22 protein-coding genes are annotated in these 25751 nt (G+C 73.0%); 14 read left to right on the top strand and 8 right to left on the bottom strand.

Features of this window, described 5'->3' with window-relative positions:
• Positions 1-57: 57 nt before the first annotated feature.
• Positions 58-1458: a hypothetical protein gene (locus RV983_RS26245; RefSeq protein WP_475988178.1), complete on the top strand. Its 1401-nt coding sequence runs from the start codon at positions 58-60 to the stop codon at positions 1456-1458.
• 82 nt (positions 1459-1540) lie between these two features.
• Here RV983_RS26245 and RV983_RS26240 read toward each other — a convergent pair whose 3' ends face one another.
• A complete protein-coding gene (locus RV983_RS26240) occupies positions 1541-1894 on the bottom strand; it encodes a HesB/IscA family protein (protein ID WP_319662142.1) in 354 nt (117 codons plus the stop codon).
• A gap of 241 nt (positions 1895-2135) precedes the next feature.
• Here RV983_RS26240 and nadA point away from each other — a divergent pair, with 241 nt between their 5' ends.
• On the top strand, positions 2136-3323 hold the full coding sequence (nadA, locus tag RV983_RS26235) for a quinolinate synthase NadA (protein ID WP_475988177.1): 1188 nt from the start codon (positions 2136-2138) through the stop codon (positions 3321-3323).
• A gap of 16 nt (positions 3324-3339) precedes the next feature.
• A complete protein-coding gene (locus RV983_RS26230; protein ID WP_475988176.1) occupies positions 3340-4224 on the top strand; it encodes a GNAT family N-acetyltransferase in 885 nt (294 codons plus the stop codon).
• 82 nt (positions 4225-4306) lie between these two features.
• Here RV983_RS26230 and RV983_RS26225 read toward each other — a convergent pair whose 3' ends face one another.
• The 5 genes from RV983_RS26225 to RV983_RS26205 form a co-directional block, all read right to left on the bottom strand.
• A complete protein-coding gene (locus RV983_RS26225) occupies positions 4307-7447 on the bottom strand; it encodes an efflux RND transporter permease subunit (RefSeq protein WP_475988175.1) in 3141 nt (1046 codons plus the stop codon).
• Between the two features lie 157 nt (positions 7448-7604).
• The gene (locus tag RV983_RS26220; protein ID WP_389251489.1) at positions 7605-8270 is read right to left on the bottom strand and encodes a response regulator; all 666 of its coding nucleotides are present in this window, start codon (positions 8268-8270) and stop codon (positions 7605-7607) included.
• A 35-nt stretch (positions 8271-8305) separates the two neighbouring features.
• Positions 8306-9496: a sensor histidine kinase gene (locus RV983_RS26215; RefSeq protein WP_475990462.1), complete on the bottom strand. Its 1191-nt coding sequence runs from the start codon at positions 9494-9496 to the stop codon at positions 8306-8308.
• Positions 9497-9606: 110 nt separating this feature from the next.
• On the bottom strand, positions 9607-9909 hold the full coding sequence (gene pspAA / locus RV983_RS26210; protein ID WP_475988174.1) for a PspA-associated protein PspAA: 303 nt from the start codon (positions 9907-9909) through the stop codon (positions 9607-9609).
• 44 nt (positions 9910-9953) lie between these two features.
• The gene (locus RV983_RS26205; RefSeq protein WP_475988173.1) at positions 9954-10751 is read right to left on the bottom strand and encodes a PspA/IM30 family protein; all 798 of its coding nucleotides are present in this window, start codon (positions 10749-10751) and stop codon (positions 9954-9956) included.
• A gap of 196 nt (positions 10752-10947) precedes the next feature.
• Between RV983_RS26205 and RV983_RS26200 the strand changes: the two genes are divergently transcribed.
• From RV983_RS26200 to RV983_RS26190, 3 genes are read left to right on the top strand one after another with little or no spacing between them, the layout of a single operon-like run.
• Positions 10948-11541: a DUF3043 domain-containing protein gene (locus RV983_RS26200; RefSeq protein ID WP_475988172.1), complete on the top strand. Its 594-nt coding sequence runs from the start codon at positions 10948-10950 to the stop codon at positions 11539-11541.
• Positions 11542-11588: 47 nt separating this feature from the next.
• A complete protein-coding gene (locus RV983_RS26195) occupies positions 11589-12338 on the top strand; it encodes a class I SAM-dependent methyltransferase (RefSeq protein WP_475990461.1) in 750 nt (249 codons plus the stop codon).
• A 49-nt stretch (positions 12339-12387) separates the two neighbouring features.
• Positions 12388-13479 carry a S1C family serine protease gene (locus RV983_RS26190; protein WP_475988171.1) on the top strand — a complete coding sequence of 364 codons (1092 nt, stop codon included), beginning with the start codon at positions 12388-12390 and terminating at the stop codon, positions 13477-13479.
• Positions 13480-13549: 70 nt separating this feature from the next.
• Here the strand turns inward: RV983_RS26190 and RV983_RS26185 are convergent, their stop codons facing one another.
• Positions 13550-13756 (bottom strand): hypothetical protein, encoded by a 207-nt coding sequence (locus RV983_RS26185; RefSeq protein WP_401583924.1) that lies wholly within the window; start codon positions 13754-13756, stop codon positions 13550-13552.
• A 69-nt stretch (positions 13757-13825) separates the two neighbouring features.
• On the opposite strand from RV983_RS26185, the gene RV983_RS26180 reads away from it, so the two are divergent.
• Both RV983_RS26180 and cobT read left to right on the top strand, forming a co-directional pair.
• Positions 13826-15028 (top strand): bifunctional adenosylcobinamide kinase/adenosylcobinamide-phosphate guanylyltransferase, encoded by a 1203-nt coding sequence (locus RV983_RS26180; protein WP_475988170.1) that lies wholly within the window; start codon positions 13826-13828, stop codon positions 15026-15028.
• 40 nt (positions 15029-15068) lie between these two features.
• Complete coding sequence (cobT, locus tag RV983_RS26175; protein ID WP_475988169.1) at positions 15069-16112, top strand: nicotinate-nucleotide--dimethylbenzimidazole phosphoribosyltransferase; 1044 nt, start codon at positions 15069-15071, stop codon at positions 16110-16112.
• An 834-nt stretch (positions 16113-16946) separates the two neighbouring features.
• Here cobT and RV983_RS26170 read toward each other — a convergent pair.
• On the bottom strand, positions 16947-17684 hold the full coding sequence (locus RV983_RS26170) for a hypothetical protein (protein ID WP_475988168.1): 738 nt from the start codon (positions 17682-17684) through the stop codon (positions 16947-16949).
• Positions 17685-17752: 68 nt separating this feature from the next.
• On the opposite strand from RV983_RS26170, the gene RV983_RS26165 reads away from it, so the two are divergent.
• From RV983_RS26165 to RV983_RS26140, 6 genes are all read left to right on the top strand, one after another.
• Positions 17753-18559 carry an adenosylcobinamide-GDP ribazoletransferase gene (locus RV983_RS26165; RefSeq protein ID WP_475988167.1) on the top strand — a complete coding sequence of 269 codons (807 nt, stop codon included), beginning with the start codon at positions 17753-17755 and terminating at the stop codon, positions 18557-18559.
• A 150-nt stretch (positions 18560-18709) separates the two neighbouring features.
• Positions 18710-20221, top strand: a complete 1512-nt coding sequence (locus RV983_RS26160; protein WP_475988166.1) for a leucyl aminopeptidase — start codon at positions 18710-18712, stop codon at positions 20219-20221.
• Between the two features lie 304 nt (positions 20222-20525).
• A complete protein-coding gene (gene lpdA / locus RV983_RS26155; protein WP_475988165.1) occupies positions 20526-21914 on the top strand; it encodes a dihydrolipoyl dehydrogenase in 1389 nt (462 codons plus the stop codon).
• A gap of 51 nt (positions 21915-21965) precedes the next feature.
• Positions 21966-23759 (top strand): 2-oxoglutarate dehydrogenase, E2 component, dihydrolipoamide succinyltransferase, encoded by a 1794-nt coding sequence (sucB, locus tag RV983_RS26150; protein WP_475988164.1) that lies wholly within the window; start codon positions 21966-21968, stop codon positions 23757-23759.
• Positions 23760-24081: 322 nt separating this feature from the next.
• Complete coding sequence (locus RV983_RS26145) at positions 24082-25050, top strand: helix-turn-helix transcriptional regulator (RefSeq protein WP_475988163.1); 969 nt, start codon at positions 24082-24084, stop codon at positions 25048-25050.
• 159 nt (positions 25051-25209) lie between these two features.
• The gene (locus RV983_RS26140; RefSeq protein WP_475988162.1) at positions 25210-25725 is read left to right on the top strand and encodes a DUF4240 domain-containing protein; all 516 of its coding nucleotides are present in this window, start codon (positions 25210-25212) and stop codon (positions 25723-25725) included.
• The last annotated feature ends 26 nt before the right edge of the window (positions 25726-25751 follow it).

The following is a 25751-nucleotide window of genomic DNA, read 5'->3' as shown; positions in this document are numbered from 1 at the left end:
CCTGAGTCACAGGGGCGTCATGTGCTGTACCCCTGGTACGGAGCCGAAGGAGCCATCGTGGAGAGCGAGAGCGCGCCGCCGCACCGCCGGCGCAGGTCGTCCTGGGCCGTCCCCGCGGTCGCCGCGGCCGTGCTGGCCGCCGGGGGCGGCGGCGCCTACTGGGCGGCGGCCGGCGCCCAGGGCGTGACGCCTCGTGCGTCCGGCGGTGGCGGCAGCGGTGGCGCCGGCCAATCCCCGCCTCCGCTGGAACTCGACGGCACCACGCACGGCGCGGTCGGCGACCCGGTGCTCAGGACGTCTCTGCCCGCAGGGCCGTCCTCCGCCGCCGTACAGCGCCCCGGCACGGTCCCGCGCGCCGCCGTGGAGAAGCTGGCACGCGCCCTGGGGGTGCCCGGGACGGTCCTTTCCGACCACGGGATGTGGAAGGCCGGCGGCACCCCGGACGGCGGCGGGCCCGCGCTGCGGGTGAGCCGGCAGGCGCCCGGCGACTGGGCGTACTCCCTCTACACCGCCGCACCGCGGCAGAAGCGGCTGCCGGCCCCGGACGACCACGCGGTACCCGAGGACCGGGCGCTGCGCGATGCGGCCCCGGTACTCGCGGCACTCGGGCTGAAGGACGCCCGCACCGACGCGGGCGAGTCCGCGGGAGCCCTGCGCAGGGTCACCGCGGACCCGAAGGTCGCGGGCCTGCCGACGCACGGGTGGCGCACGGTGCTGACCGTGGGCCACGACGGCGTGGTCACCGCGTACGGCGTGATGGCGCCGCTGACCCGGGGTGACACCTATCCCGTGGTGTCGGCCGGGAAGGCACTGGAGCAGCTGAGGCGCCCGGGCACCGGCGGCGACCTGGGGCTCCGCAACTGCCCGACGGTGGTGCCCAAGGAGTCGCGCGCACCGGGCGGGGACCCGGTGCTGCCGAGGCAGGTGCCGTGCCTGCCGTACGGGCCCAGGGGCCAGGAGGTGCGCAAGGCCGAGTTCGGGCTGTCGGCGCAGTTCGTGGCCGGAGGCCGGGCGCTGGTCCCGTCGTGGCTGTTCACGCTGACGCAGCCCGGCGTGCGGGGCACCTCGGTGGTGGCGCAGCCCGCCGTGGACCCGGCGTACGTGCGCAGCGGCCCGCCGGGCCAGGGCCCCTCCCCCTCGGAGACGGTCCCCGGCTCACCCGGCCGGCCCGGCGCGGGCACGGGGCCGCGGGCGGGGATGACAAAGGTGGAGTCGTACGCCGTGGAGGGCTCGAAGCTGACCCTGCACTTCTGGGGCGGCGTCTGCAGCAGCTACGCGGCGACCGCCGACGACTCGGGCCGGGTGGTGGAGGTGCGCGTCACCTCGGTGGAGAAGAACCCCGGCGAGGCATGCATCATGATCGCCAAGAAGTTCACCCGCACGGTCCCGCTCGACGGGCCGCTGGGCGACCGGAAGGTCGTGGACCTCTCCGACGGCAGCACCGTGCCGCACGCGTAGCGCCGGTCGCGGGAACGACGGAGGCGGCGGACACCGTTCGGGTGTCCGCCGCCTCCGTGCGGGTGCGCGTACGCGCCGGGACTCAGTGGAAGGAGTCGCCGCAGGCGCAGGAGCCGGTCGCGTTCGGGTTGTCGATCGTGAAGCCCTGCTTCTCGATGGTGTCGACAAAGTCGATCGAGGCGCCGCCGAGGTACGGGGCGCTCATGCGGTCGGTGACGACCTTGACGCCACCGAAGTCCTTGACGACGTCGCCGTCGAGCGCGCGCTCGTCGAAGAAGAGCTGGTAGCGAAGACCGGAGCAGCCGCCCGGCTGGACGGCGACACGCAGCGCGAGGTCTTCGCGGCCCTCCTGCTCGAGCAGGCTCTTGACCTTGGAGGCCGCTGCGTCGGACAGCAGGATGCCCTCGCTCTGGCTGGTCTCGTCCTGAACCGTCATCTGATCACTCCCGGGTTGTACGGACTGCTGCCACGACGGTCAACCGGTGGCTTCCCGGATTCATTCCTCCGGGTCCGACCGTCTTTCGCGTCATCCATGCTCGCACACCGGGGCTGCTCCAGGTAATGCGTCACAGTGACGCGATGCCCATCGTCATCCTGACGCGAACGGGTTATGATAGATAGCGTCAAGTAGACGAAAAGGTTGAGCCGCAGTTCCGCAGAGAAAGGGCTCCGGGCCCGTGACCACCACCACCGAACCGCTGGACGTCCAGCCGACCCCGCTCGCGCTGCTTCTCCTGGGCCGCGAGTCCGATCCCCGCAGCGAGCGCGGTGTGGACTGTCCCGGCGACCTGCCTGCCGCCTCCGACCCGGACCTGGTGGAACGGGCCCGCGCCGCCAAGGAGAAGCTCGGCGACAAGGTCTTCGTCCTGGGCCACCACTACCAGCGCGACGAGGTCATCCAGTTCGCCGACGTCACCGGCGACTCCTTCAAGCTGGCGCGCGACGCCGCCGCCCGGCCCGAGGCCGAGTACATCGTCTTCTGCGGTGTGCACTTCATGGCCGAGTCCGCGGACATCCTCACCTCCGACGACCAGGCGGTGATCCTCCCCGACCTGGCCGCCGGCTGCTCGATGGCCGACATGGCCACCGCCGAGCAGGTCGCCGAGTGCTGGGACGTGCTCACCGAAGCCGGCGTCGCCGACGTCACCGTGCCCGTCTCGTACATGAACTCCTCCGCGGACATCAAGGCGTTCACCGGCCGGCACGGCGGCACGATCTGCACCTCCAGCAACGCCAAGCGTGCCCTGGAGTGGGCCTTCGAGCAGGGCGAGGGCCGGGAGAACAAGGTCCTCTTCCTCCCCGACCAGCACCTCGGCCGCAACACCGCCGTCCGCGACATGGGCTTCTCCCTGGAGGACTGCGTCGTCTACAACCCGCACAAGCCCAACGGCGGCCTCACCGCCGAGCAGCTGCGCGACGCCCGGATGATCCTGTGGCGCGGCCACTGCTCGGTGCACGGCCGCTTCTCGCTGGAGTCGGTCGAGGACGTCCGCGCCCGCATCCCCGGCGTCAACGTCCTGGTGCACCCCGAGTGCAAGCACGAGGTCGTGGCCGCGGCCGACCAGGTCGGCTCGACCGAGTACATCATCAAGGCGCTCGATGCGGCCCCGGCCGGCTCGTCCTGGGCGATCGGCACCGAGCTCAACCTCGTGCGCCGGCTGGCCAAGGCGCACCCGGACAAGCAGATCGTCTTCCTGGACAAGACCGTCTGCTTCTGCTCGACGATGAACCGGATCGACCTGCCGCACCTGGTGTGGACGTTGGAGTCCCTGGCCGACGGCAAGGTCGTCAACCGCATCCAAGTCGACAAGGAGACCGAGCACTTCGCCAAGCTCGCGCTGGAGCGGATGCTCGCCCTGCCGTAACGGGCAGGATGGGCGCATGATCCTTCGCCCTCTCCGCGACTCCGAGGAGGACGCCGACGCGATAGCGGTCGTGGCCGCCGCCGCGTTCGGCGCCTCCGACGCACTGCCCAGCGGCGGCCCGCCCGAGGAGATGCCCCCCGAGCTGGCCGCTCTGCTGCACCGCCGCAACCGGTACGTCGCGCGCACCGACCCCGGTGGCTGCTGGCTGGCCGTGGACGAGACCTCCGGCATGCCGCTGGGCGTCTCCATGTCGACGCGCCGCGAGGGGACATGGGGGCTGTCGCTCTTAGCCGTGCTGCCGTCCGCGCAGCGCCAGGGGGTCGGGCGCGAACTGCTCGCGGCCGCCCTCGCATACGGGCGCGGCTGCCTGCGCGGCATCATCTGCAGCTCCCCCGACGCGCGGGCGGCGGCGACCTACCGCCGGGCGGGCTTCGCGCTGCACCCGGCGATGCGCCTGGAGGGTGCCGTCCGCAAGGGCGACCTGCCGGCGCCGGACGGGGCGGTGCACGAGGGGTCGGCCAAGCACCGCGACATGATGGACTCCGTGGACCGGCGCACCCGGGGCGGCGCCCACGGCCCCGACCACGACCAACTGCTCACCGAGAGCGGCCTGCTGGTGGTCGACGACCTGGCCGGCAGCGGCTACTGCTACGTCGACCGGTACGGGAACGTACGGCTGCTCGCCGCCACCTCCCGCAGACTCGCGACCCGGCTGCTCACGGCCGCGCTGCTGAGCCTGCCCGAGGGCACCCCGGCACAGGTCGGCAATCTGACGGCCGAGCAGCAGTGGGCGGTGGACGTCGGCCTGACGGCGGGCCTGGAACTCAGCACGTCAGGCTGGATCTGCCTGCGCGGAATGCGGCCGCCGGAGCCGTACATCCCCTCGGGATTCTTCGGGTGAGAGCCCTGCGCGGCCGCAACGGACGGAGGGGCCAGGGGCGTTCGCCCCTGGCCCCTTCGTCGTCAGGCCCTGCTCACAGGTGTCAGACCTTGGTCAGCTCGGGCGTCTGCTCGGCCTCGCCCGCGCCGGAACCGCCCGCCTTCGCGGCCCGCTTGAGCGCCTTCCGCTTGGCCCGCCGCTCCTTGCGGAGCTCGACCATCGTGTAGAGGGTCGGCACGAGCAGCAACGTGAGCAGCGTCGAGGAGAGCAGACCGCCGATGACGACCACGGCGAGCGGCTGGGCGATGAAGCCGCCCTCACCGGTGACCCCGAGGGCCATCGGCAGCAGCGCGAAGATGGTCGCCAGCGCCGTCATCAGGATCGGCCGCAGACGGTGCCGGCCACCCTCGATGACCGCCTCCACCACGCCGTAACCCTGCGCACGGTACTGGTTGATGAGGTCCATCAGCACGATCGCGTTGGTCACCACGACGCCGATGAGCATCAGCATGCCGATCAGTGACGGCACACCCAGGGGGGTGCCGGTGATGAGCAGCAGGCCGATGGCGCCGGTCGAGGCGAACGGGATCGACACCAGCAGCACCAGCGGCTGGATCAGGCTGCGGAAGGTGCCGACCAGCAGCATGAAGACGATGGCGACGGCGGCGAGCATCGCCAGCGCGAGCCCCGAGAAGGCGTCGCCCTGGTCCGAGGAGACGCCGCCGATCTCGGCGGTCGCGCCCTTGGGGAGGTCGAGCGCCTTGATCTTCGCCTGCAGCGCGGTGCTGACGGCGCCGGTGTTGTCGCCCGTCGGCGTCGCCGTGATCGTCGCCGCCCGCGCGCCGTCGATCCGGGTCTTCTGCACCGGCCCGGGGGCCTCCACCACGTCGGCGACCTTGTCCAGCTTCACCGAGCCCACGGGGGTCTCGATGGTGAGCGCCTTGAGCCCGGCGAGGGTCGTGGCGCCCTGCTCGGAGGTGACCCGCACATCGCGCTCGGTGTCGTCCAGCACCGCCTTGCCGACACTCGTGCCCTTCACGGCCTGGGTGACGGCGGCACCGATGGTGGTGTCGTTGAGGCCGTACTTCGCGGCCTCGGCCTGCTTGGCGTGGACCTCGATCCGGGGCACGGACTGCGCGAGGTCGCTGGTGACGTCGGTGACGTCGTCCAGTCCGGCCACGGCGGCGCGGACCTGGTCGGCGGCCTTGGCCAGGGTGTCGCCGTCGGCGGCCTTCACCACGACCGACAGGTTCTGGCTGCCGAAGCCGCCGCCCGCGGAGACCGAGGTGGTTCCGGCGCCGTCGAGCGTCTTCAGGCCGGCGCGGATCTTGTCCAGGGCGGCGGCGGTGTCGCCGGCGTCCTTCAGACGGACCTGGAAGCTGGCCTGGTTGGCGCCGGTACCGCCGCCGAAGGCCGCCAGGAAGCCGGAGGAACCGACGGTGACCTGGTAGTCCTTGACCTCGTCGATGCTTCCCAGCAGCTTCTCGACCTTGCCGGCCGCGGCGTCGGAGGTCTTCAGGCTGGTGCCCGGCGCGAGTTGCTGCTTGACCGTCAGGGTGTCCTGGTCGCCCTGGTCGAAGAAGTTGGTCTTCAGCAGCGGGACCAGCCCGAAGGTGCACAGCAGCACCGCGACCGCGATCACGACGCTGGTGATGCGGCGGCGCGTGGCGAAGCGCAGCACCGGGACGTACAGCCGCTGCAGGAGGCTGCCGGCCTCCTTCGCCTCCGCCGCCCGGCGGATCTCGTCCGGGTCCACCGTGCCGGCGTCGGCCGGGGGCTTGAGGAACCAGTACGAGAACACCGGCACGACCGTCAGCGAGACCAGCAGCGAGGAGAGCAGCGCGGCCGCGACGGTCAGCGAGAAGGAGCCGAACAGCGCCCCGACCAGGCCGCCGACCAGGCCGATCGGCAGGAAGACCGCGACCGTGGTGAGCGTGGACGCGGTGACCGCGCCGGAGACCTCGCGCACGGCGGTGATGATCGCCGAGTGCTTCTCCTCGCCGTAGGCCAGGTGCCGCTTGATGTTCTCCAGCACCACGATGGAGTCGTCGACGACCCGGCCGATGGCGATGGTCAGCGCGCCCAGCGTGAGGACGTTGAGGGACAGGTCGCGGGTCCACAGCACGATCAGTGTCAGCACGACCGACAGCGGGATGGAGAGCGCGGTCACCAGTGTCGAGCGCAGCGACGCCAGGAAGACCAGGATGACGAGGACCGCGAAGAGCAGGCCCAGCAGGCCCTCGGTGGTCAGGCCGTGGATCGACTTGGAGACCGCCGGACCCTGGTCGCTGACGACGGTGAGCTTCGCGCCCTTGCCGAGGTCCCGCGCCATGTCCGCCAGCTTGTCCTTGACCGCCGTGGAGACCGCGACGGCGCTGCCGTCCTGGGTCATGGTGACGGCGATGCCGAGGCTCGGCTCGCCGTCGGTGCGCGTGATGGAGTCGGTGGCGTCCGGCGCCTCGACGACGGTGGCGATGTCACCGAGCCGCACGGGCTTGCCGGCCGCCGGGACGCGCAGGTCCTTGATCTCGTCCAGCGAGGCGTACTCGCCGCCGACCTGGACGGTACGGCTCTTGCCGTTCTCGTCGAAGGAACCGGCGGGCACCGGGTGGCCGCCCGCCTGCAGCGCCTGCACCACGGCGGCCGCGCCGATCCCGGCCCTGGCGAGCTTCGCGTCGTCCGGGGTGACCGTGACGACCTGGTCCTGGACGCCGGTGACGGTGACCTGGCCGACGCCGTCGATGTCCTGCAGCGCGGGGACCACGGAGCGGTCCAGGCCGTCGGCGAGCGCCTGCTGGTCCAGCCCGGTGGAGGTGGCGGCGAGCACGACGGTCGGGATGTCGTCGGTCGAGCCGGCTACGACCTGCGGGTCCGCGGCCTCCGGCAGACGCGAGGAGACCCGGTTCACGGCCTGCTGGACGTTGGCCACCAGCTTGTCGCTGTCGTTGCCGTAGTCGAACTGGGCCATGATCACGGCCGAGCCCTCGCTGGCCGTCGAGGTGATGCCGGTGATCCCGTCGACACCCTTGATGCCGTCCTCGATCGGCTCGACGACCTGCTTCTCGACGACGTCGGGCGAGGCACCCTGGAAGGTCGTGATCACCGAGACGATGGGCAGATCGATGGAGGGCAGCAGCTGCTGCTTGAGCGAAGGTATCGCGATCGCGCCGAATACGACGGCGACCACGGCCATGAGCGCGATCAGGGCGCGCTGGGCGAGGCTGATTCTGGACAGCCAGGACATCGTGGTGCGGTCTCTTCTCTGGGTCAGAGGATGCGGATACAGATATCGGTCATCAGACCACCCCAGCTTCCCCTGTCCGGAAGGGGGGTTTCCTCACTCCGAGGTCGTGGTGTGCGGTGGTCGCGTACTGCGGCTGCGGTACGGCGCCGGGCGTAGTTCAGCGCCCGGCCGGGCGCACCAGGCCGGACTCGTACGCCGCCACGACCAGCTGAGCGCGGTCGCGGGCGCCCAGCTTGGCCATGGTGCGGTTCACATGGGTCTTGACGGTGAGCGGGCTCACGCCGAGGCGTTCGGCGATCTCGTCGTTCGGCAGGCCCATCGCGACCTCGATCAGCACCTCGCGCTCGCGGGCGGTGAGCGCGTCGAGCTCGGGGGCCGGGCGGGACGGTGTGCCGGCCTGCGCAAGGAACTGCCCGATCAGGCTCTTCGTCGCGGACGGCGACAGCAGCGCGTCGCCGGCGGCGACGGTGCGGATCGCGCCCAGCAGCTCGTCGGGCTCGGCGCCCTTGCCGAGGAATCCGGCGGCGCCGGCGCGCAGCGCCTGGGCCACGTACTCGTCGGCCTCGAAGGTGGTCAGGACCAGCACCGCCACTCCCACCAGGTCCTCGTCGCCGGTGATCGCCCGGGTCGCGGCCAGGCCGTCCGTGCCGGGCATCCGGATGTCCATGAGCACGACGTCGGCCCGCGTGCTGCGGGCCATCACGATCGCCTCCGCGCCGTCGGACGCCTCCCCGACGACCTCCATGTCCGGCTCGGACTCCACGAGGACGCGGAACGCGCCCCGCAGCAGCGCCTGGTCGTCCGCGAGCAGCACCCTGATCATGGGGGCATCCTCCCACTGCCCGCCGGATGCCCTGCTCAAGCGGTCACCGCCAGTGGCAGCCGGGCGTGCACGCGGAACCCGCCGTCCGGGCAGGGACCGGCCTCGCAGGTACCGCCGAGGGCCGCGGCGCGCTCCCGCATGCCGATGAGGCCGTGCCCGCCACCGGGGTCGGCCGGGGCGGGGACAACGGCGGCGGGACGGCCGCCGCGGTCCACGACGGTGACCTCCAGGGCGCCGGCGGCGCGGGCGATCCGCACCTCGGCCCGCGCACCCCGGCCGGCGTGCTTGTGGACGTTGGTCAGCGACTCCTGGATCAGCCGGTAGGCGGTCAGGTCGACGGTCGCCGGCAGCATGCCTGCGCCGTCCTCGGCGATGTCGACCGGCAGCCCGGCACGCCGGAAGCCCTCGACGAGCTGGTCCAGGACGCCGAGTCCCGGCGCGGGTTCCATGGGCGCCGCGGGATCGCCGGACTGGCGGAGCAGCCCTACGGTGGCGCGCAGCTCGTCCAGGGCCGATCGGCTGGCCTCGCGGACGTGGGCGAGCGCCTGCTTGGCCTGGTCGGGCCGGGTGTCCATGACGTGGGCGGCGACGCCCGCCTGGACGTTGACCAGGGCGATGTGATGGGCGACCACGTCGTGCAGCTCGCGGGCGATGCGCATGCGCTCCTCCGCGACGCGCCGCTTGGCCTCCTCCTCCCGGGTCCGTTCCGCGCGCTCGGCCCGCTCCTCGACGGCGATGATGTAGGCCCGCCGGCTGCGGGTTGCCTCACCGGCCGCGGCGGCCATGCCGGACCAGGCGAACAGGGCGATGTTCTCGGCGGAGTACCAGGGCCTGGCCCCGAAGAGCATGGCGACGGCGGTCAGCACCAGGCACGAGGCGAGGCCGATGCGGAAGGTGGTGGCGCGGTCGGTACGGGCGGAGGCGGAGTACAGCGCGACGACGACGGCGCCGGCCACCGGGCCCCGGCTGTCGCCGCTCGCGGTGAGCAGGTAGACGACGGTGACGGCGCCGGTGAACACCAGCACGCCCAGGGGGCTGCGGCGGCGCAGCAGCAGGGCCGCACAGGCGACGACGCTGAGCACGATGTCGGTGGCGGAGGCGTTGTACCGCTCCGCGTGCGGCCCGATGAACATGTTGCCGAGGATGATCGACAGGACCACGGCCGCAAGGCCGGCGTCGAGGGCGACGGGGTGGGCCGTCGGCCACAGGCGGGCCCGGTCCCGCATGGAACGATGCTGCACGCTCACCAACGGTACGGGCCCGACGGGACGACCGTGCCCCGGCCCGGTACGGAACCGGGGCCGGGGCACGGTCGGGTGCGCTCGGGTCGGCCGCGTCAGCCGGGGATGAGGCCTCCACCGGACTCCGTCTGGGGGGACCCCGACCGCAGCATCGCCCGGACCTCCTCCAAGGTGGCGTCCGGGCGCGGCAGGATCAGCTCGGACGGCTCCAGGGAGTCGTCCGGAAGCGGTGTGCCGAGCCTGCCGACCGCGTCGAGGAGTGCGGTCAGCGTGCGCCGGAACGCGGCCTCGTCGCCGCTCTCCATCTCGGCCAGGAGCTCGTCGTCGAGCTTGTTGAGTTCGGCGAGGTGGCTCTCCGCCACCGTCACCTGGCCCTCCCCCATGATCCTTACGATCACGACGCCCTCCTCAGGGGTGCCTCAACGCTTCTTCCCACTGCCGGTCACTGCTTGTCGAAACGCGGCTGGTCCTGGGGCTGCGCCTGCTGCCGGCCCGTCTGGCCGGGCTGTCCGCTCTCGAGGGCCTGCTGCGGGGAACCCCCGGCCAGCTCCGCCTTCATGCGCTGCAGTTCCAGCTCCACGTCACTGCCGCCGGACAGCCGGTCGAGCTCGGCCTGGATGTCGTCCTTGGCGATGCCGGTCGGGTCGTCCAGGGCGCCGGAGGCCAGCAGCTCGTCCAGCGCGCCCGCGCGGGCGCGCAGCTGCTCGGTCTTGTCCTCGGCCCGCTGGATCGCCAGGCCGACGTCGCCCATCTCCTCGGAGATGCCGGAGAAGGCCTCGCCGATCTGGGTCTGGGCCTTGGCGGCACTGTAGGTGGCCTTGATGGTCTCCTTCTTGGTACGGAAGGCGTCCACCTTGGCCTGCAGCCGCTGGGCGGCAAGGGTGAGCTTCTCCTCCTCGCCCTGGAGGGTCTGGTGCTGCGTCTCCAGGTCGGTGACCTGCTGCTGCAGCGCGGCCCGGCGCGACAGCGCCTCGCGGGCCAAATCCTCACGGCCCAGGGCCAGCGCCTTGCGGCCCTGGTCCTCGTACTTCGCGGACTGCTGCTGCAGCTGGTTCAGCTGCAGCTCCAGACGCTTGCGGGACGTCGCGACGTCCGCCACCCCCCGGCGTACCTTCTGCAGCAGCTCCAGCTGCTTCTGGTACGAGTAGTCGAGGGTCTCGCGCGGATCCTCGGCCCGGTCAAGGGCCTTGTTGGCCTTCGCGCGGAAGATCATCCCCATCCGCTTCATGACACCGCTCATGGGCCTCGCGCGCCCCCTTCAGTCGGCTGGCCGGCACACCATCTACAGACCCCACAGTACGGGGCGTGGTTCCATTACCCCACTGTTCTGTTGTGGATGCGCTCATCCTTGAGAACGATCACAGTTCGGTGACCTCAGGCCCAGGGAGTAGGTGAGGGGCTGGGGGTCCGGCCGGCGACCACGTAACCTTGGTGCTGTGTTCCGACGTCGTTCTCAAGATGAGCAGGCCTCAGCCACCACGGTGGTCGGGGACCAGCTGGCCCGTGACCCGCAGGCCCCCAAGGGCCGCCCCACCCCCAAGCGCAGCGACGCCCAGACCCAGCGGCGCAAGGTCGTGACCGCGCCGGGCGACCGCAAGGCGGCGACCAAGCAGGCGCGCGACGCGCGCCGCTCCGACATGTCCAGGCAGCGCGAGGCGCTGATGAACGGCGACGAGCGCTACCTGCCCGTGCGTGACAAGGGCCCGGTGCGCAAGTACGCCCGCAACTACGTGGACTCCCGCTTCCGCGCCGCCGAGTTCTTCCTGCCGCTGGCCGTGGTCATCCTCGTGCTGAGCGTGGTGCCGAGCCCGGCGCTGAAGAACCTCTCGCTGCTGCTGTGGCTGGTGGTGATCGTGCTGATCGTCGTCGACTCGGCCGTCAGCGGTTTGCTCCTGCGCCGCGAGCTGGCCAAGCGCTTCCCGGACCAGAACACCCGGGGCGCCGTCGCCTACGCGCTGATGCGGTCCCTCCAGATGCGCCGCCTGCGCCTGCCCAAGCCGCAGGTCAAGCGCGGCACGAAGCAGTTCTGAGCGCGGACGGCGGGTTCGCCTCCGTCTCCGGCCGATGGCTGGACAGGCTGGGCGGGCTCCGGAACACGGTGCGCCAGGAACTGGTGGCACGACAGCTCGACGAGCAGATCACGGCCCGCTTCCCGGTGGGCCGGCGGCTGCGCGTCCTCGACGTCGGCCCCGGCCAGGGCACCCAGGCGCTGCGGCTGGCCCGCGCCGGCCACCTCATCACCGGCCTGGAGGCCGATCCGGCGATGGCCGCCGCGCTGCGTGAGGCGCTGGCCATCGAGCCCGAGGGCATACGCGAGCGCGTCACGCTGATCGAGGGCGACGGCCGGGAGACCGGCCGGCACTTCGGGCCGGGCAGCTTCGACGTGGTGCTCTGCCACGGGGTGCTCATGTACGTGCCCGAGCCCGACCCGATGCTCGCGGGACTGGCCCGCGTACTGGCCCCGGGCGGGCTGCTCTCCCTGCTGGTGCGGAACGCCGACGCGCTGGCGATGCGGCCCGGGCTGCAGGGCGACTGGACGGCCGCGCTGGCCGCGCTCTCGGGCGGTCACGCCACGTACACCAACCGGCTGGGAGTCACCGCCCGCGCCGACCGGCTCGCCGCCCTCACCGCCACCCTGAGCGGCATCGGGGCGCCGCTCCACGCCTGGTACGGGGTGCGGGTCTTCACCGACACCGCTCCGGACGGCGACAGCACCGCGCCGGCCGAGGTGCAGGAGGAACTACTCGCGGCCGAGGAGCTCGCCGGACGCACCGATCCGTACCGCTCGGTGGCGGCACTGCTGCATCTGTGCGGCGTACGGGACTGACCGGGGCGGGCTGCACGCCACACAGTGCGCCGAAAGCGACACTTCCGGCATGACCGATTCCATGCCGACCTCCCGACGGACGCTCGGGGCACTGTGCGCGGCGACCGCGACGCTTGTGATGCTCGCCGGATGCACCTCCGGCTCGCCCTCCTCACCCCAGTCCCCCGCGGCGAAGACGTCCGCGGCGCCGGAGGTCTCGGAGGCGTCCGGCGCCCGCGACCTCCAGGACAACTACCAGGACGTGGTCCGGAACGTGCTGCCCTCGGTCGTGCAGATCACGACGTCGGAGGAGCTCGGCTCCGGCATCGTCTACGACACCAAGGGCCACATCGTCACCAACGCCCATGTCGTCGGGAAGAACACCACCTTCCAGGTGACCCTGGCCAACGGCAACGAGCCGCTGAAGGCCACGCTGGTCGCGAGCTACCCGGAGCAGGACCTCGCGGTGATCGCCCTCGAAAAGCCGCCGTCCGACCTGCGCGCGGCCCGCTTCGCGGACTCCGCGAAGGTCGAGGTCGGGCAGATCGCGCTCGCCATGGGCAGCCCGCTGGGGCTCAGCGGCAGCGTCACCCAGGGCATCGTCTCCGCGCTGGGCCGCACCGTCACCGAGACCGCGGCAGGCGGCGCCCCCGGGGCCACCATCGCCAACCTGGTGCAGACCTCCGCGCCCATCAACCCGGGCAACAGCGGCGGCGCGCTGGTCAACCTCTCCGGCGAGATCATCGGCATCCCCACCCTGGGGGCGGTCAACCCGACCTCCGGAAACGGGAGCAACTCGGCGCCGGGCATCGGCTTCGCCATCCCCTCGTCGACGATCACCCGCATCGCCGACCAGATCATCAAGAACGGCAAGGTCACCTCGTCCGGGCGGGCCGCCCTCGGCGTCACCGGCCGCACCGTGCTCGGGCCGGACTTCACCCCGGCCGGAGTCGCCGTCATCTCCGTCGTGAAGAACGGCCCGGCCGACAAGGCGGGCATCGAGCCCGGCGACATCATCATCGGCGTGGGCAACACCGAGATCCAGACCTCCCAGGCGCTCTCCGAGGCCCTGGCCCCGTCCGCTCCGGGCAAGAAGGTGGACGTCACCTTTGTGCGCGACGGCAACGAGAAGACGGTCGCCGTGACACTGGGCGAGCTCTGAGGAAGCCCGGCGGAACCCGGCGTGGAGGGCGCGGTCGCGCCCTCCACGCCGCGGGCGCGACGGCGCCCGGCTACTCGTCGCCGTGGAGGCTCATGGGGCCGTAGATCTTGGTGGAGTCCTCGAAGAGGACGACCTGGTCGGCGCCGCCCTGGAGCAGGTCCTTCCAGACCTCGCCGATCCAGGACTCGGCGTCGCCCTGTGTGGTGAACTCCTCGGGCTCGACGGCGGGTGCGACCTCCGTGCCGTCGGTCTTCTCGAAACGCCAGGTCCACGCCATGTCCGTCTCCTCGTCCCTGGGGGTGCCTGCCCGGCAGCGTAGCGTGCGCGGACGCGAAAGAATCGGGACGTGGAACTGACACTTCTCGGCACCGGGGGCCCCGAGGGCCTGCCGCTGCCCGGCTGCCCGTGTGCTGCGTGCGCGGTGGCGGTGGGCGAGCGGGCGCGGGCGGCCACCTCCGTCCTCGTGGACGGGGTGCTGCTGCTCGATCTGACGCCCGGCGTGGCGCTGGCGGCCGCCCGTTCGGGGCACTCGCTGACCGGCGTGCTGCAGGTGCTGCTGTCGCATCCGCACGACGGGCCCGCGGTGGAGATCCCGCCGGGACTGCCCGCCCCGGCGCGGCTGCCCGCCGGGCAGGAGGTGACGCTGCCGACGGGGCACCGGGTGCGGTCGGTGCCGGTGGACGCGCCCGGGGCCGGGTACGAGGTGGCCGCGCCGTCGGGCGGGCGGCTGCTGTACCTGCCGCCGGAGTGCGGCCCGGCGGGACCGGCGGAGACGGAACGGCCCTACGGGACGGTGCTGCTGGACGTCGTGGCGCGGCCCGACGCGCTGGCCCGGCTGCGTGCCGCGGGAGCGGTCACCGGCACGACGGACGTGGTCGCCGTGCACCTGGACCACGCGGTGCACCCCGGCCCGGAGACGCGCCGCCGACTGGCCGCGCTGGGGGCCCGCGCGGTGCCGGACGGGACGACGCTGGCCGTCGGCGACTTCCACGAGGTGCCGGACGTCCCGCGCCGCACCCTCGTACTGGGAGGGGCCCGTTCGGGCAAGTCGGCGGAGGCCGAGCGGCGGCTGTGGGCCTTCCCCGACGTGCTCTACGTGGCCACCGGCGGGACACGGGACGAGGACCAGGAGTGGGCGCGGCGCGTGGCGCTGCACCGCGAGCGGCGGCCGGGCGGCTGGCGGACGCTGGAGACCTGCGACCTGGTGCCGCTCCTCGCACAGGACGCAGGCCCGGCGCTGCTGATCGACTGCCTGTCGCTGTGGCTGACGCACGCGATGGACGAGGCCGGCGCCTGGGACGACACGCGCTGGGCGGCCCGCGCCGAGCACGAACTGCGCGGTCGCGTGCAGGAGTTGACTGCGGCGTGGCGCGCCACCCGGCGGACCGTGGTCGCCGTGAGCAACGAGGTGGGCTCCGGCGTGGTCCCGGCCACCGCGAGCGGGCGCCGTTTCCGTGACGAACTGGGCCGCCTGAACGCGATGGTGGCCGGCGAATCGGAGCACGTCCTGCTGGTCGTGGCCGGGCAGACGCTGACGCTGCGGGGCTGACCTCGGCGCGGGGCCCGGCGGAACGGTAGTGTTCGATCCCGTGAGCGGCCTGAATCTCGATGACTTCGCCTCCCGCGTGGAGCGCCCGGACGCCGGCGTACGCCGTGACGCGCACGACCGCTGGCAGCGGCTGGTGCGCCCGGCCGGGGCGCTGGGCAATCTGGCCGAGCTCGCGGAGTGGCTCTCCGCGGCGCAGAGCGCGGCCATTGTGCGGCCGATCGAACACCCCAAGGCGGTGCTGTTCGCGGCCGACCACGGTGTGGCGGCACTGAAGGTGTCGGCGCGCCCGGCGGGCACGACCGTGGAGCTGGTCCGCGCGGTCCTGGACGGCGCGTCGCCGGTGAACGTGCTGGCGCGTCAGTACGGCGCGGCGGTCCGGGTGGTGGACGTCGGCGTTGACGCCCCGGCAGAGGAGCTGCCCGCCGAGGTCACGGCGCACCGCGTGCGGCGCGGCTCGGGCCGGATCGACGTCGAGGACGCGCTGACGGCCGAGGAGGCCGAGGCCGCGTTCCGTGCCGGCATGGCGGTCGCCGACGAGGAGGCGGACTCCGGCACCGACCTGATTCTGCTCGGCGATCTGAGCGTCGGCGGCACCACGGTGGCCGGGGTGCTGATCGCCGCGCTCTGCGGCACGGACGCGTCCGTGGTGACGGGCCGGGGTTCCGGCATCGACGACGTGGCCTGGATGCGCAAGTGCGCGGCGATCCGGGACGCGCTGCGCCGGGCACGGCCGGTGCTGGGCGACCAGTTGGAGCTGCTGGCCGCGGTGGGCGGCGCGGACCTGGCCGCGATCACCGGCTTCCTGCTCCAGGCGGCGGTGCGCAAGCTGCCCGTGGTCCTGGACGGCGTGGTGTCGGCGGCGTGCGCGCTCGTCGCGCAGCGCATCGCCTTCCGGGCGCCGGACTGGTGGCTGGCCGGGCAGACGAGCGGGGAGCCGGGACAGGCCAAGGCGCTGGACCGGCTGTCGATCGAACCGCAGCTGGACCTGAAGGTGACGGCCGGCGAGGGCACGGGCGCGCTGCTGGTGCTTCCGCTGCTCAAGGCGGCCGCGGCCCTCTCCGCGGAACTGCCCGAGCGCCCCTGAGGCCTGACGGCCTCGGCGGACCCGGACCCGGACCCGGACGCGTGACCGGCACGACCGGCCGGCCGTGCGCAGCGTGCGGCAGGTGGACCCCCGCGTCACCCGCCCCGCTTCGCCGGGTGCACGCAGCGGACGAGGCGTCACCGGAAGGTCCGCGCCGCGGCAGTGGACGGTGTGCCGATGCCAAGGGCGCGGCGGGCCTGCTCCGCTTCGTGCCTCGGGATCCGCACCGGTTGCCGTGATCCGGCACGCGGACGCGGTCGCGCCGAACCCTTGAACAGGTCCGGGCGAACTTCGCGATGCACCGGCCGCCGGCCCAGGTGCGGCACGCGGTGGCGGGCCGGACCGGTGCCGCCGATCCGGCCCACGAACCGCGGCGGACGACCTCCCCGGCGTACACCGACCGCAGCGCCCTCACCTCGCCGACGAAGATCGCACGCACCCCACCGCCCACCGCCCGGCGGAACTCCCAGCAGGCGCGGGCCGGCCGATGCGGCGCGCGCCGCCGACCGATCCGGCCCACGAACCGCGGCGGACGACCTCCCCGGCGTACACCGACCGCAGCGCCCTCACCTCGCCGACGAAGATCGCACGCACCCCACCGCCCACCGCCCGGCGGAACTCCCAGCAGGCGCGGGCCGGCCGATGCGGCGCGCGCCGCCGACCGATCCGGCCCACGAACCGCGGCGGACGACCTCCCCGGCGTACACCGACCGCAGCGCCCTCACCTCGCCGACGAAGACCGCACGCACCCCACCGCCCACCGCCCGGCGGAACTCCCAGCAGGCGCGGGCCGGCCGATGCGGCGCGTGTCCTGTACCGCAGGCCCCGGCCGGATCAGCGCTCGGTGAAGCCGCCGAGCCAGTCCTGGAAGCGCCGCGTCGGCCCGCGCCAGCGGGCGGCGTTCTTGGCGGCGCGGAGTTCCGCGCGGCGTGCCGCCTTCGGGCGCCGCCCGTACAGCCGCTCCGCCCACAGGGAGTCCGGCCGGGCCAGCCGCAGCGCGCCGACGAGGGCGACGAAGGGCACGAAGACGCCGACGACGGCAGTACGGAGCTTGCCCTTCACCAGGGCGGCCAGCACGAAGAGGAAGTTGACGACGATGGTGAGGATCGCCGTGAGACGGCTCTGCTGCTGGTCGGCGGAGAGCGAGTTGACCTCGAAGGGGGCGAGGCCGCCGAGCAGCATGAGCACCAGGGAGAACGTGATCACGACGGCCTCCACGCTCTTGCGGCCGCGCTCGCTCCAGTACACGTCGTCCAGGTAGAGCACCAGCGCGAACTCGTCCAGCACGAGCCCAGCCCCGATCCCGAAGACCACGGCCGCCAGCCCCGCCCCGAACCCCTGTGTGGAACTGGCCACGGCCCCGAAGCCGCCGATCGTCATGAGGATGATGCCGGGCACCACGTGGTGGATGTGCGTCCCGCCCGAGGAGATGTTCCGGAACGGGCCCTTCCCGGCGCGGATCAGGCGGGTGATGGTCCGTGTGATGACGAAGGTCGCGACGAAGGCGAACAGGGCGAGGAGCAGCGGCAGCTTTCCCGGCTCGATGATGTTGCGGTACCACCAGTCGCCCATATCGATTGCTCCCGTCCCGCCCGATATGCGCACTATACGGTCAGGGAGCGGCCGTTAGCCTGCACGCCATGACCGCCAGCCGCGCAGCCGCGACCCCCGCCGACGGACTGCGGTTCGCCTTCGGCACCCTGACCGTGCTGCGCGTGCGGGTCACCCGCTGGGACCGCCCGGCGGCGCGGGCCGGGATGGTGTGCGCGCCCCTGGCCGGCCTGGTCGTCGGGCTGTTCGCGGCGGCCGCCGGCGGGGTGCTGCTGCTGCTCGGCTGCGGACCGCTGCTCGCCGCGGCCGGCACGGTCGCGGTGCCCGCCGCGCTCACCCGGGGACTGCATCTGGACGGGCTCGCGGACACCGCCGACGGGTTGGGCAGCGGCCGGCCCGCCGAGGACGCGCTGCGCATCATGCGGCAGTCGGACATCGGGCCCTTCGGCGTGCTGACCCTGGTCCTGGTCCTGCTCGGCCAAGTCGCCGCGCTGGCCGGGGCGTACGGGACCTCGTGGGCCCGCGGGGCGGCCGGTTTCGCGGTGGCGTCGGTGGCGGCCCGCACCGCCATGACGCTCGCCTGCCGGGAAGGGGTGCCCGCGGCCCGGCCGGAGGGCCTGGGCGCGGCGGTGGCAGGGGCGGTCCCGGCGCGGGCGGCGTGGGGGGTGGCCGGCGCGGTGGTGGCGCTCTGCGCAGCGGCGGGCCTGCCGTTCGGCCCGTACGCCGCCGCGCAGTTCGCCGCGGCGGCCCTGCTCGCCCTGGGCGCCGCGGAGTTGCTGCTGCGGCGCTGCCGGGTCCGGCTGGGCGGTGTCACGGGCGACGTCTTCGGCGCGTTGTGCGAGACGGCGTGCACCGCGGCCCTCGTCGTGCTGGCCGTGGGCAGGGGCACGGGATAGGGAAAACCCGCGCCTTCGGGCTCGGGGCGCACACCGCGGGCGGAAGTGTCAGGAGTGAGCGTAAAGTCGGTCCTGCACCCCGCCCCGCGCCGCCGGGCGATGCCCGGTGCCAAGAATTCGGGCCTCTGAAGGAACAGGATCTCCATCACCGTGACTGCACTGACTCTCAGCACTTCCTCCGCCGCGGCGCTGCGCGCGGACGCCGTCGTCGTCGGCGTGACCAAGGGGACGAAGGGCCCCGAGGTCGCCCCCGGGGCGGAGGCGGTCGACCAGGCCTTCGACGGCCGGCTCGCCGTGACGCTCGGGACGCTGGGCGCCTCGGGCGCTGAGGGCGAGGTGACCAAACTCCCCGCCCCGGCCGGGCTGAAGGCACCGGTCGTGCTGGCGGTCGGCCTCGGTGAGGCCCCTGTCGACGGTGCCGGCTTCGACACCGAGGTGCTGCGCAGGGCGGCCGGTGTCGCCGCCCGCACCCTGGCCGGCTCCAAGAAGGCCGCCCTCGCGCTGCCGGTGGAGGACGCCGCGGCCGCCCAGGCGATCGCCGAGGGCGCGCTGCTGGGTGCGTACGCGTTCACCACGTACCAGGCGGCCAACGGCAAGGCGCCGCTGGCCGAGGTGGCGCTGGTCGGCGCCAAGCCGCGCGACAAGGCCTTCAAGGCCGCCGCCGAGCGCGCCACGGTCATCGCCGAGGAGGTCAACCGCTCCCGCGACCTGATCAACATGCCGCCGAACGACCTCACCCCCAAGGTCTTCGCCACCCTCGTGCAGGAGGCCGCCAAGGAGCACGGCCTCAAGGTCGAGGTGCTGGACGAGAAGGCGCTCATCAAGGGCGGCTACGGCGGCATCATGGGCGTCGGCCAGGGCTCGGCGAACCCGCCCCGCCTGGTGAAGGTCGTCTACAGCGGCGGCAAGGGCCGCGACGCGAAGCACCTCGCGCTGGTCGGCAAGGGCATCACCTACGACTCGGGCGGCATCTCCCTGAAGCCGGCCGGCCACAACGAGACCATGAAGTGCGACATGAGCGGCGCCGCCGCCGTGTTCTCCACCGTGGTCGCCGCCGCGCGCCTGGGCCTGCCCGTCACCGTCACCGGCTGGCTCGCGCTCGCCGAGAACATGCCGTCCGGCGCCGCCGCCCGTCCCGGCGACGTGCTGAAGATGTACAGCGGCAAGACCGTCGAGGTGCTCAACACCGACGCCGAGGGCCGCCTGGTGATGGCCGACGCGATCACCCGCGCCTCGGAGGAGACGCCGGACGCGATCATCGACGTGGCGACCCTGACCGGTGCCATGGTGCTGGCGCTCGGCAACCGCATCTTCGGCGTCATGTCCAACGACGACGACTTCCGCACCGCCGTGCACGAGACCGCGGGCGAGGTCGGCGAGCAGTCCTGGCCGATGCCGCTCCCGGCCGACCTGCGCAAGGCGATGGACTCCCCCACCGCCGACATCGCGAACATGGGCGAGCGCATGGGCGGCGGCCTGGCGGCCGGCCTGTTCCTGAAGGAGTTCGTCGGCGAGGGCATCACCTGGGCCCACATGGACATCGCGGGCCCCGCCTTCAACGAGTCCGGCCCGTTCGGTTACACCCCCAAGGGTGGTACCGGCTCCGCCGTGCGCACCCTGGTGCGGCTGGCCGAGAAGGCCGGCGAGGGCGAGCTGTTCTAGCCACGGTGTAAGCCTCGGCACATTCGGTACGGCCCCGGGTATGGCATCCGGGGCCGTACGCGTTCGCCAAGAGCGAGCAAAGGGACAATGTGCTGCCGTATTTCGCAAGGGATACCGGCGAGTAGTGCCGGCCAGGGACGTTCCGTACGTCTCACACCCCGGCCCGGTGCCTCGTCCGCCCCGAACAAGTGCGAAGATGTTGTCTCGGCACGACAGGGCCCCGTTTAACAGAAGCGGCCGAACAAAAGCCGCCGCCCGGTCATGACGGACCGGCTCCGGCGTATCCATGCATGGAGGACGTGACGTGGCGAACGACGCCAGCACCGTTTTCGACCTAGTGATCCTCGGTGGCGGTAGCGGCGGCTACGCCGCAGCGCTCCGCGCGGCGCAGCTCGGTCTGGACGTCGCGCTGATCGAGAAGGACAAGCTCGGCGGCACCTGCCTGCACCGCGGCTGCATCCCCACGAAGGCTCTGCTGCACGCCGGTGAGATCGCGGACCAGGCCCGCGAGGCCGAGCAGTTCGGTGTCAAGGCCACCCTCGAGGGCATCGACATCGCCGGGGTGCACAAGTACAAGGACGACGTGATCGCGGGCCTCTACAAGGGTCTGCAGGGCCTGGTGGCCTCCCGCAAGGTCACCTACGTGACCGGCGAGGGCCGGCTGTCCTCCCCGACGTCGGTGGACGTCAACGGCCAGCGCTACACCGGCCGACACGTGCTCCTGGCGACCGGTTCCGTGCCGAAGTCGCTCCCGGGCCTGGCCATCGACGGCAACCGGATCATCTCCTCCGACCACGCGCTGGTCCTGGACCGCATCCCGAAGTCCGCCATCGTGCTCGGCGGCGGCGTCATCGGCGTCGAGTTCGCCTCCGCGTGGAAGTCCTTCGGTGTCGACGTCACGGTCGTCGAGGGCCTGCCCCACCTCGTGCCCGTCGAGGACGAGAACAGCTCCAAGCTGCTGGAGCGCGCCTTCCGCAAGCGCGGCATCAAGTTCAACCTCGGCACCTTCTTCTCCAAGGCCGAGTACACTGCCGACGGCGTCAAGGTCACCCTCGCCGACGGCAAGGAGTTCGAGGCCGAGCTGCTGCTCGTCGCCGTCGGCCGCGGCCCGGTCTCGCAGGGCCTGGGCTACGAGGAGGCCGGGGTCGCGATGGACCGCGGCTACGTCCTGGTCGACGAGTACATGCGCACCAACGTGCCCACCCTCTCCGCGGTCGGCGACCTGGTCCCGACCCTGCAGCTCGCCCACGTCGGCTTCGCCGAGGGCATCCTCGTTGCGGAGCGGCTGGCCGGTCTGAAGACCGTGCCGATCGACTACGACGGCGTGCCGCGCGTCACGTACTGCCACCCGGAGGTCGCCTCCGTGGGCATCTCCGAGGCCAAGGCCAAGGAGCTGTACGGTGCCGACAAGGTCGTCACCCTGAAGTACAGCCTGGCCGGCAACGGCAAGAGCAAGATCCTCAAGACCGCGGGCGAGATCAAGCTCGTCCAGGTCCGCGACGGCGCCGTGGTCGGCATCCACATGGTCGGCGACCGTATGGGCGAGCAGGTCGGCGAGGCCCAGCTGGTCTACAACTGGGAGGCCCTGCCCGCCGAGGTCGCCCAGCTCATCCACGCGCACCCGACGCAGAACGAGGCGCTCGGCGAGGCTCACCTGGCGCTGGCCGGCAAGCCGCTGCACGCGCACGACTGACCCACGGACACGCAGACCAATCCGCACAGATCGTTAGGAGCAACCGAAACCATGGCGGTTTCCGTAACCCTGCCGGCGCTCGGCGAGAGCGTGTCCGAGGGCACCGTCACCCGCTGGCTCAAGGCCGAGGGTGAGCGCGTCGAGGCCGACGAGCCGCTGCTCGAGGTGTCGACCGACAAGGTCGACACCGAGATCCCGGCGCCCGCTTCGGGCATCCTCTCGTCCATCAAGGTGGCCGAGGACGAGACGGTGGAGGTCGGCGCCGAGCTGGCCGTCATCGACGACGGCACGGGCGCCCCCGCTGCCGCTCCCGCCCCGGCCGCCGCGGTGCCCGCGCCGGCTCCGGTGCAGGAGGCCCCCGCCCCCGCTCCGGCACCCGCCGCCGCGGCCCCCGCCCCCGCTCCGGCCCCGGCCGGCGCCGCCGAGGGCACCCCGGTGCTCCTGCCGGCGCTGGGCGAGTCGGTGACCGAGGGCACCGTCACCCGCTGGCTGAAGTCGGTCGGCGAGACCGTCGAGGCCGACGAGCCGCTGCTCGAGGTCTCCACCGACAAGGTCGACACCGAGATCCCGTCGCCCGCCGCCGGCACCCTGCTGGAGATCCTGGTCGGCGAGGACGAGACCGCCGAGGTCGGCGCCCGGCTCGCCGTCATCGGTGCCGCGGGTACCGCCCCCGCGGCCGCCCCGGCCCCCGCCGCTCCGGCTCCTGCCCCCGCGGTTCCCGCCCCGGTCGCCGCTCCGGCCCCGGCGCCCGCCCCGGTCGCCGCTCCGGCCCCGGCGCCCGCCCCGGTCGCCGCTCCGGCCCCGGCGCCCGCCCCCGTAGCCGCTCCGGCCCCGGTGGCTCCGGCCCCCGCGGCGCCCGCCCCGGTCGCCCCGCAGGCTCCGGCTCCGGCCGCCGCCCCCTCGGCCACGGCGCCGACCGACGAGGGCGCGTACGTGACCCCGCTGGTCCGCAAGCTCGCGGCCGAGAACGGCGTGGACCTGGCCTCGGTCAAGGGCACCGGTGTCGGTGGCCGTATCCGCAAGCAGGACGTCCTGGCCGCCGCCGAGGCCGTCAAGGCCGCCGCTGCCGCGCCGACCGCGCCCGCCCCGTCCGCGGGTGTCACGGTGCCGGCCGCCGCCGCCGCGCTGCGCGGGCAGACCGTCAAGATGTCGCGCATCCGCAAGGTCATCGCCGACAACATGATGAAGGCCCTGCACAGCCAGGCGCAGCTGTCGACCGTGGTCGAGGTGGACGTCACCAAGATCATGAAGCTGCGGGCCCGGGCCAAGGAGTCCTTCCTGGCCCGCGAGGGCGTCAAGCTCTCGCCGATGCCGTTCTTCGTCAAGGCCGCCGCCGAGGCGCTGAAGGCCCACCCGGTCGTCAACGCCAAGATCAACGACGATGGCACGGTCACCTACCACGACGCCGAGAACATCGGCATCGCGGTCGACTCCGAGCAGGGCCTGATGGTCCCGGTCATCAAGGGCGCCGGCGACCTGAGCCTGGCGGGCATCGCCAAGAAGACCGCCGAGCTGGCCGGCAAGGTCCGCAACAAGAAGATCAGCCCGGACGACCTGTCCGGCGGCACGTTCACGATCAGCAACACCGGCTCGCGCGGTGCGCTGTTCGACACGATCATCGTGAACTACCCGCAGGTCGCCGAGCTGGGCATCGGCGCCACCGTGCGCCGCCCGATGGTGATCAACCACCCGGACCTGGGTGAGACGATCGCGATCCGCGACATGGCGTACCTGACCCTGTCGTACGACCACCAGCTGGTCGACGGCGCGGACGCCGCCCGCTACCTGAACGACGTCAAGGCCCGCCTGGAGGCCGGCGAGTTCGAGGGCGACCTCGGTCTGTAACCGACCGGAGTCCTCGCGGGACCGTACGACGGCCGAGGCCCCAGCCCCTTCCCGGGCTGGGGCCTCGGCCGTTCCCGCGGGAAATCCCGTGCCGCGGTGAGTGGTTGGGGCGCGGCGTCCGTACAGGAGGGGGCATGGCCATGCACCGCCGGCAAGGACGGGGAGGCACCGCCCCCCTCAGTGGCCTCAACGCCCTTGCGGGTCGCACGCTGCGTCGACCTTCCCCCGCGCCAAGGCGCGCGCAGCGGGCACCTCGGAGGCCGGCCCGGATGTCCGGGCCGGCCCCGCCGCGGTGTCGGACCGAGGGCTTAGCCTCGACGGCATGCGCGCGGCACGGCTGATCCACCTCGTCCTTCTCCTGCAGTCCCACGGCTCGATGACCTCGGCCGAGCTCGCGGAGGTCCTGGAGGTGTCCGAGCGGACGGTCGGCCGCGACGTGCTGGCCCTGTCGGAGGCGGGCGTCCCGGTGTACGCGGAGCGGGGGCGCGCCGGCGGCTACCGGCTGGTGGACGGCTACCGGACCCGGCTCACGGGGCTCGCCCGCGCGGAGGCGGAGGCGCTGTTCCTGTCCGGCGTGCCCGCCGCGCTGGAGGCGATGGGGCTGCACGACGCGGGATCGGCGGCCCGGCTGAAGGTGTCGGCCGCGCTGCTGCCCGAACTGCGGGACGCCCCGTACACCGCCGCACAGCGCTTCCACCTGGACGCGCCCGGGTGGTGGCAGGAGCCGGCCACGCCGCCGCTGCTGCCGGCCCTGGCCGAGGCGGTGTGGGGCGACCGGCGGCTGCGGGCGCGGTACCGGCGCGCGGACGCGGAGGTGGAACGTGCGCTGGAACCGTACGCGCTCGTGCTGAAGGCGGGCGTCTGGTACGCGGTCGCGGGCGCGGAGGGGGATGTCCGCGTGTACCGGGTGGACCGCTTCACCGCCGCGGACGTCCTGACCGAACGATTCGTCAGGGACCCGGGGTTCGACCTGCCCGCGTTCTGGGAGGCGCGGGCAGCCGAGTTCGCCCGCTCCGTGCTGCGCGCCGAGGTCGTGCTGCGGCTCACCCCGGACGGCGCCCGGCACCTGCCGTACGTCGCCGACGGGGCCGCCGCCCGCGACGCCCTGGCCGCGGCCCCGCCGCCCGACGCGGACGGCCGTGTCACCGTCACGCTCGCCGTGGAGTCCCTCGACGTCGCCTACCACCAGCTGCTCGCCCTCGGCCCCTGCGCCGAACTCCTCTCCCCCGCCCCGCTCCGCGCCCGCTTCGCCGACGCCGCCCGCGCGATGGCGGCGGCCTACGCCGGCTGATTGCCGCCCCGCCAACTCCCGTGCCGCCCGCCCGCACCGGCGGCGGCGTCAACACCCGCGTGCGCAGGCCCCCGCACGGGGCGAGTAACGTCACGACACGGGCGCATCCGCGTCTCTCCACGTGCGGGGGCAGGCCGCAGACAGGATGCTGGAGCGGTGATGGACGAGACGGAGTTCTGGGAGATCGTCGACAGTGCCCGGACAGCGGCGGGCGGGGACCCGGAGGAGCACGCCGATCTGCTGGTGGAGCGGCTGACGCAGCTCGACCCGGAGTCCGTCGTCGATTTCGCGCGGCACTTCGAGAGCCGTTTCAACCGGGCGTACCGGTGGGACGTGTGGGGCGCCGCGGATCTCATGCTGGGCGGCGCGGGTGACGACGCGTTCGACTTCTTCCGGTGCTGGCTGATCGGGCAGGGCCGGCATGTCTTCGAAGGCGCGGTGCACGACCCCGACGCGCTGGCGGAACTGGCCGGGCACTTCGACCCCGAGGTGGACGGCGACGCCGAGGATCTGGGGTACGCGGCCGACGAGGCGTACGAGCAGCTGACCGGGATGCGGCTGCCGGATCTGGACCTGCCGCCACAGCCGGCCGAGCCGGAGGGCGTCTACGTCGACTTCGAGAACGCGGACGCGGTGGCGCAGCGCTTCCCCCGGCTGTGGGAGCGCTTCGGCTGAGCCACGCCCGCGCGGCGACGGGCGCG

This window comes from Streptomyces sp. RLA123 (assembly GCF_056270165.1).
Note: the sequence above shows the minus strand (reverse complement) of the source record. Positions and strands in the feature narration are given on the sequence as shown.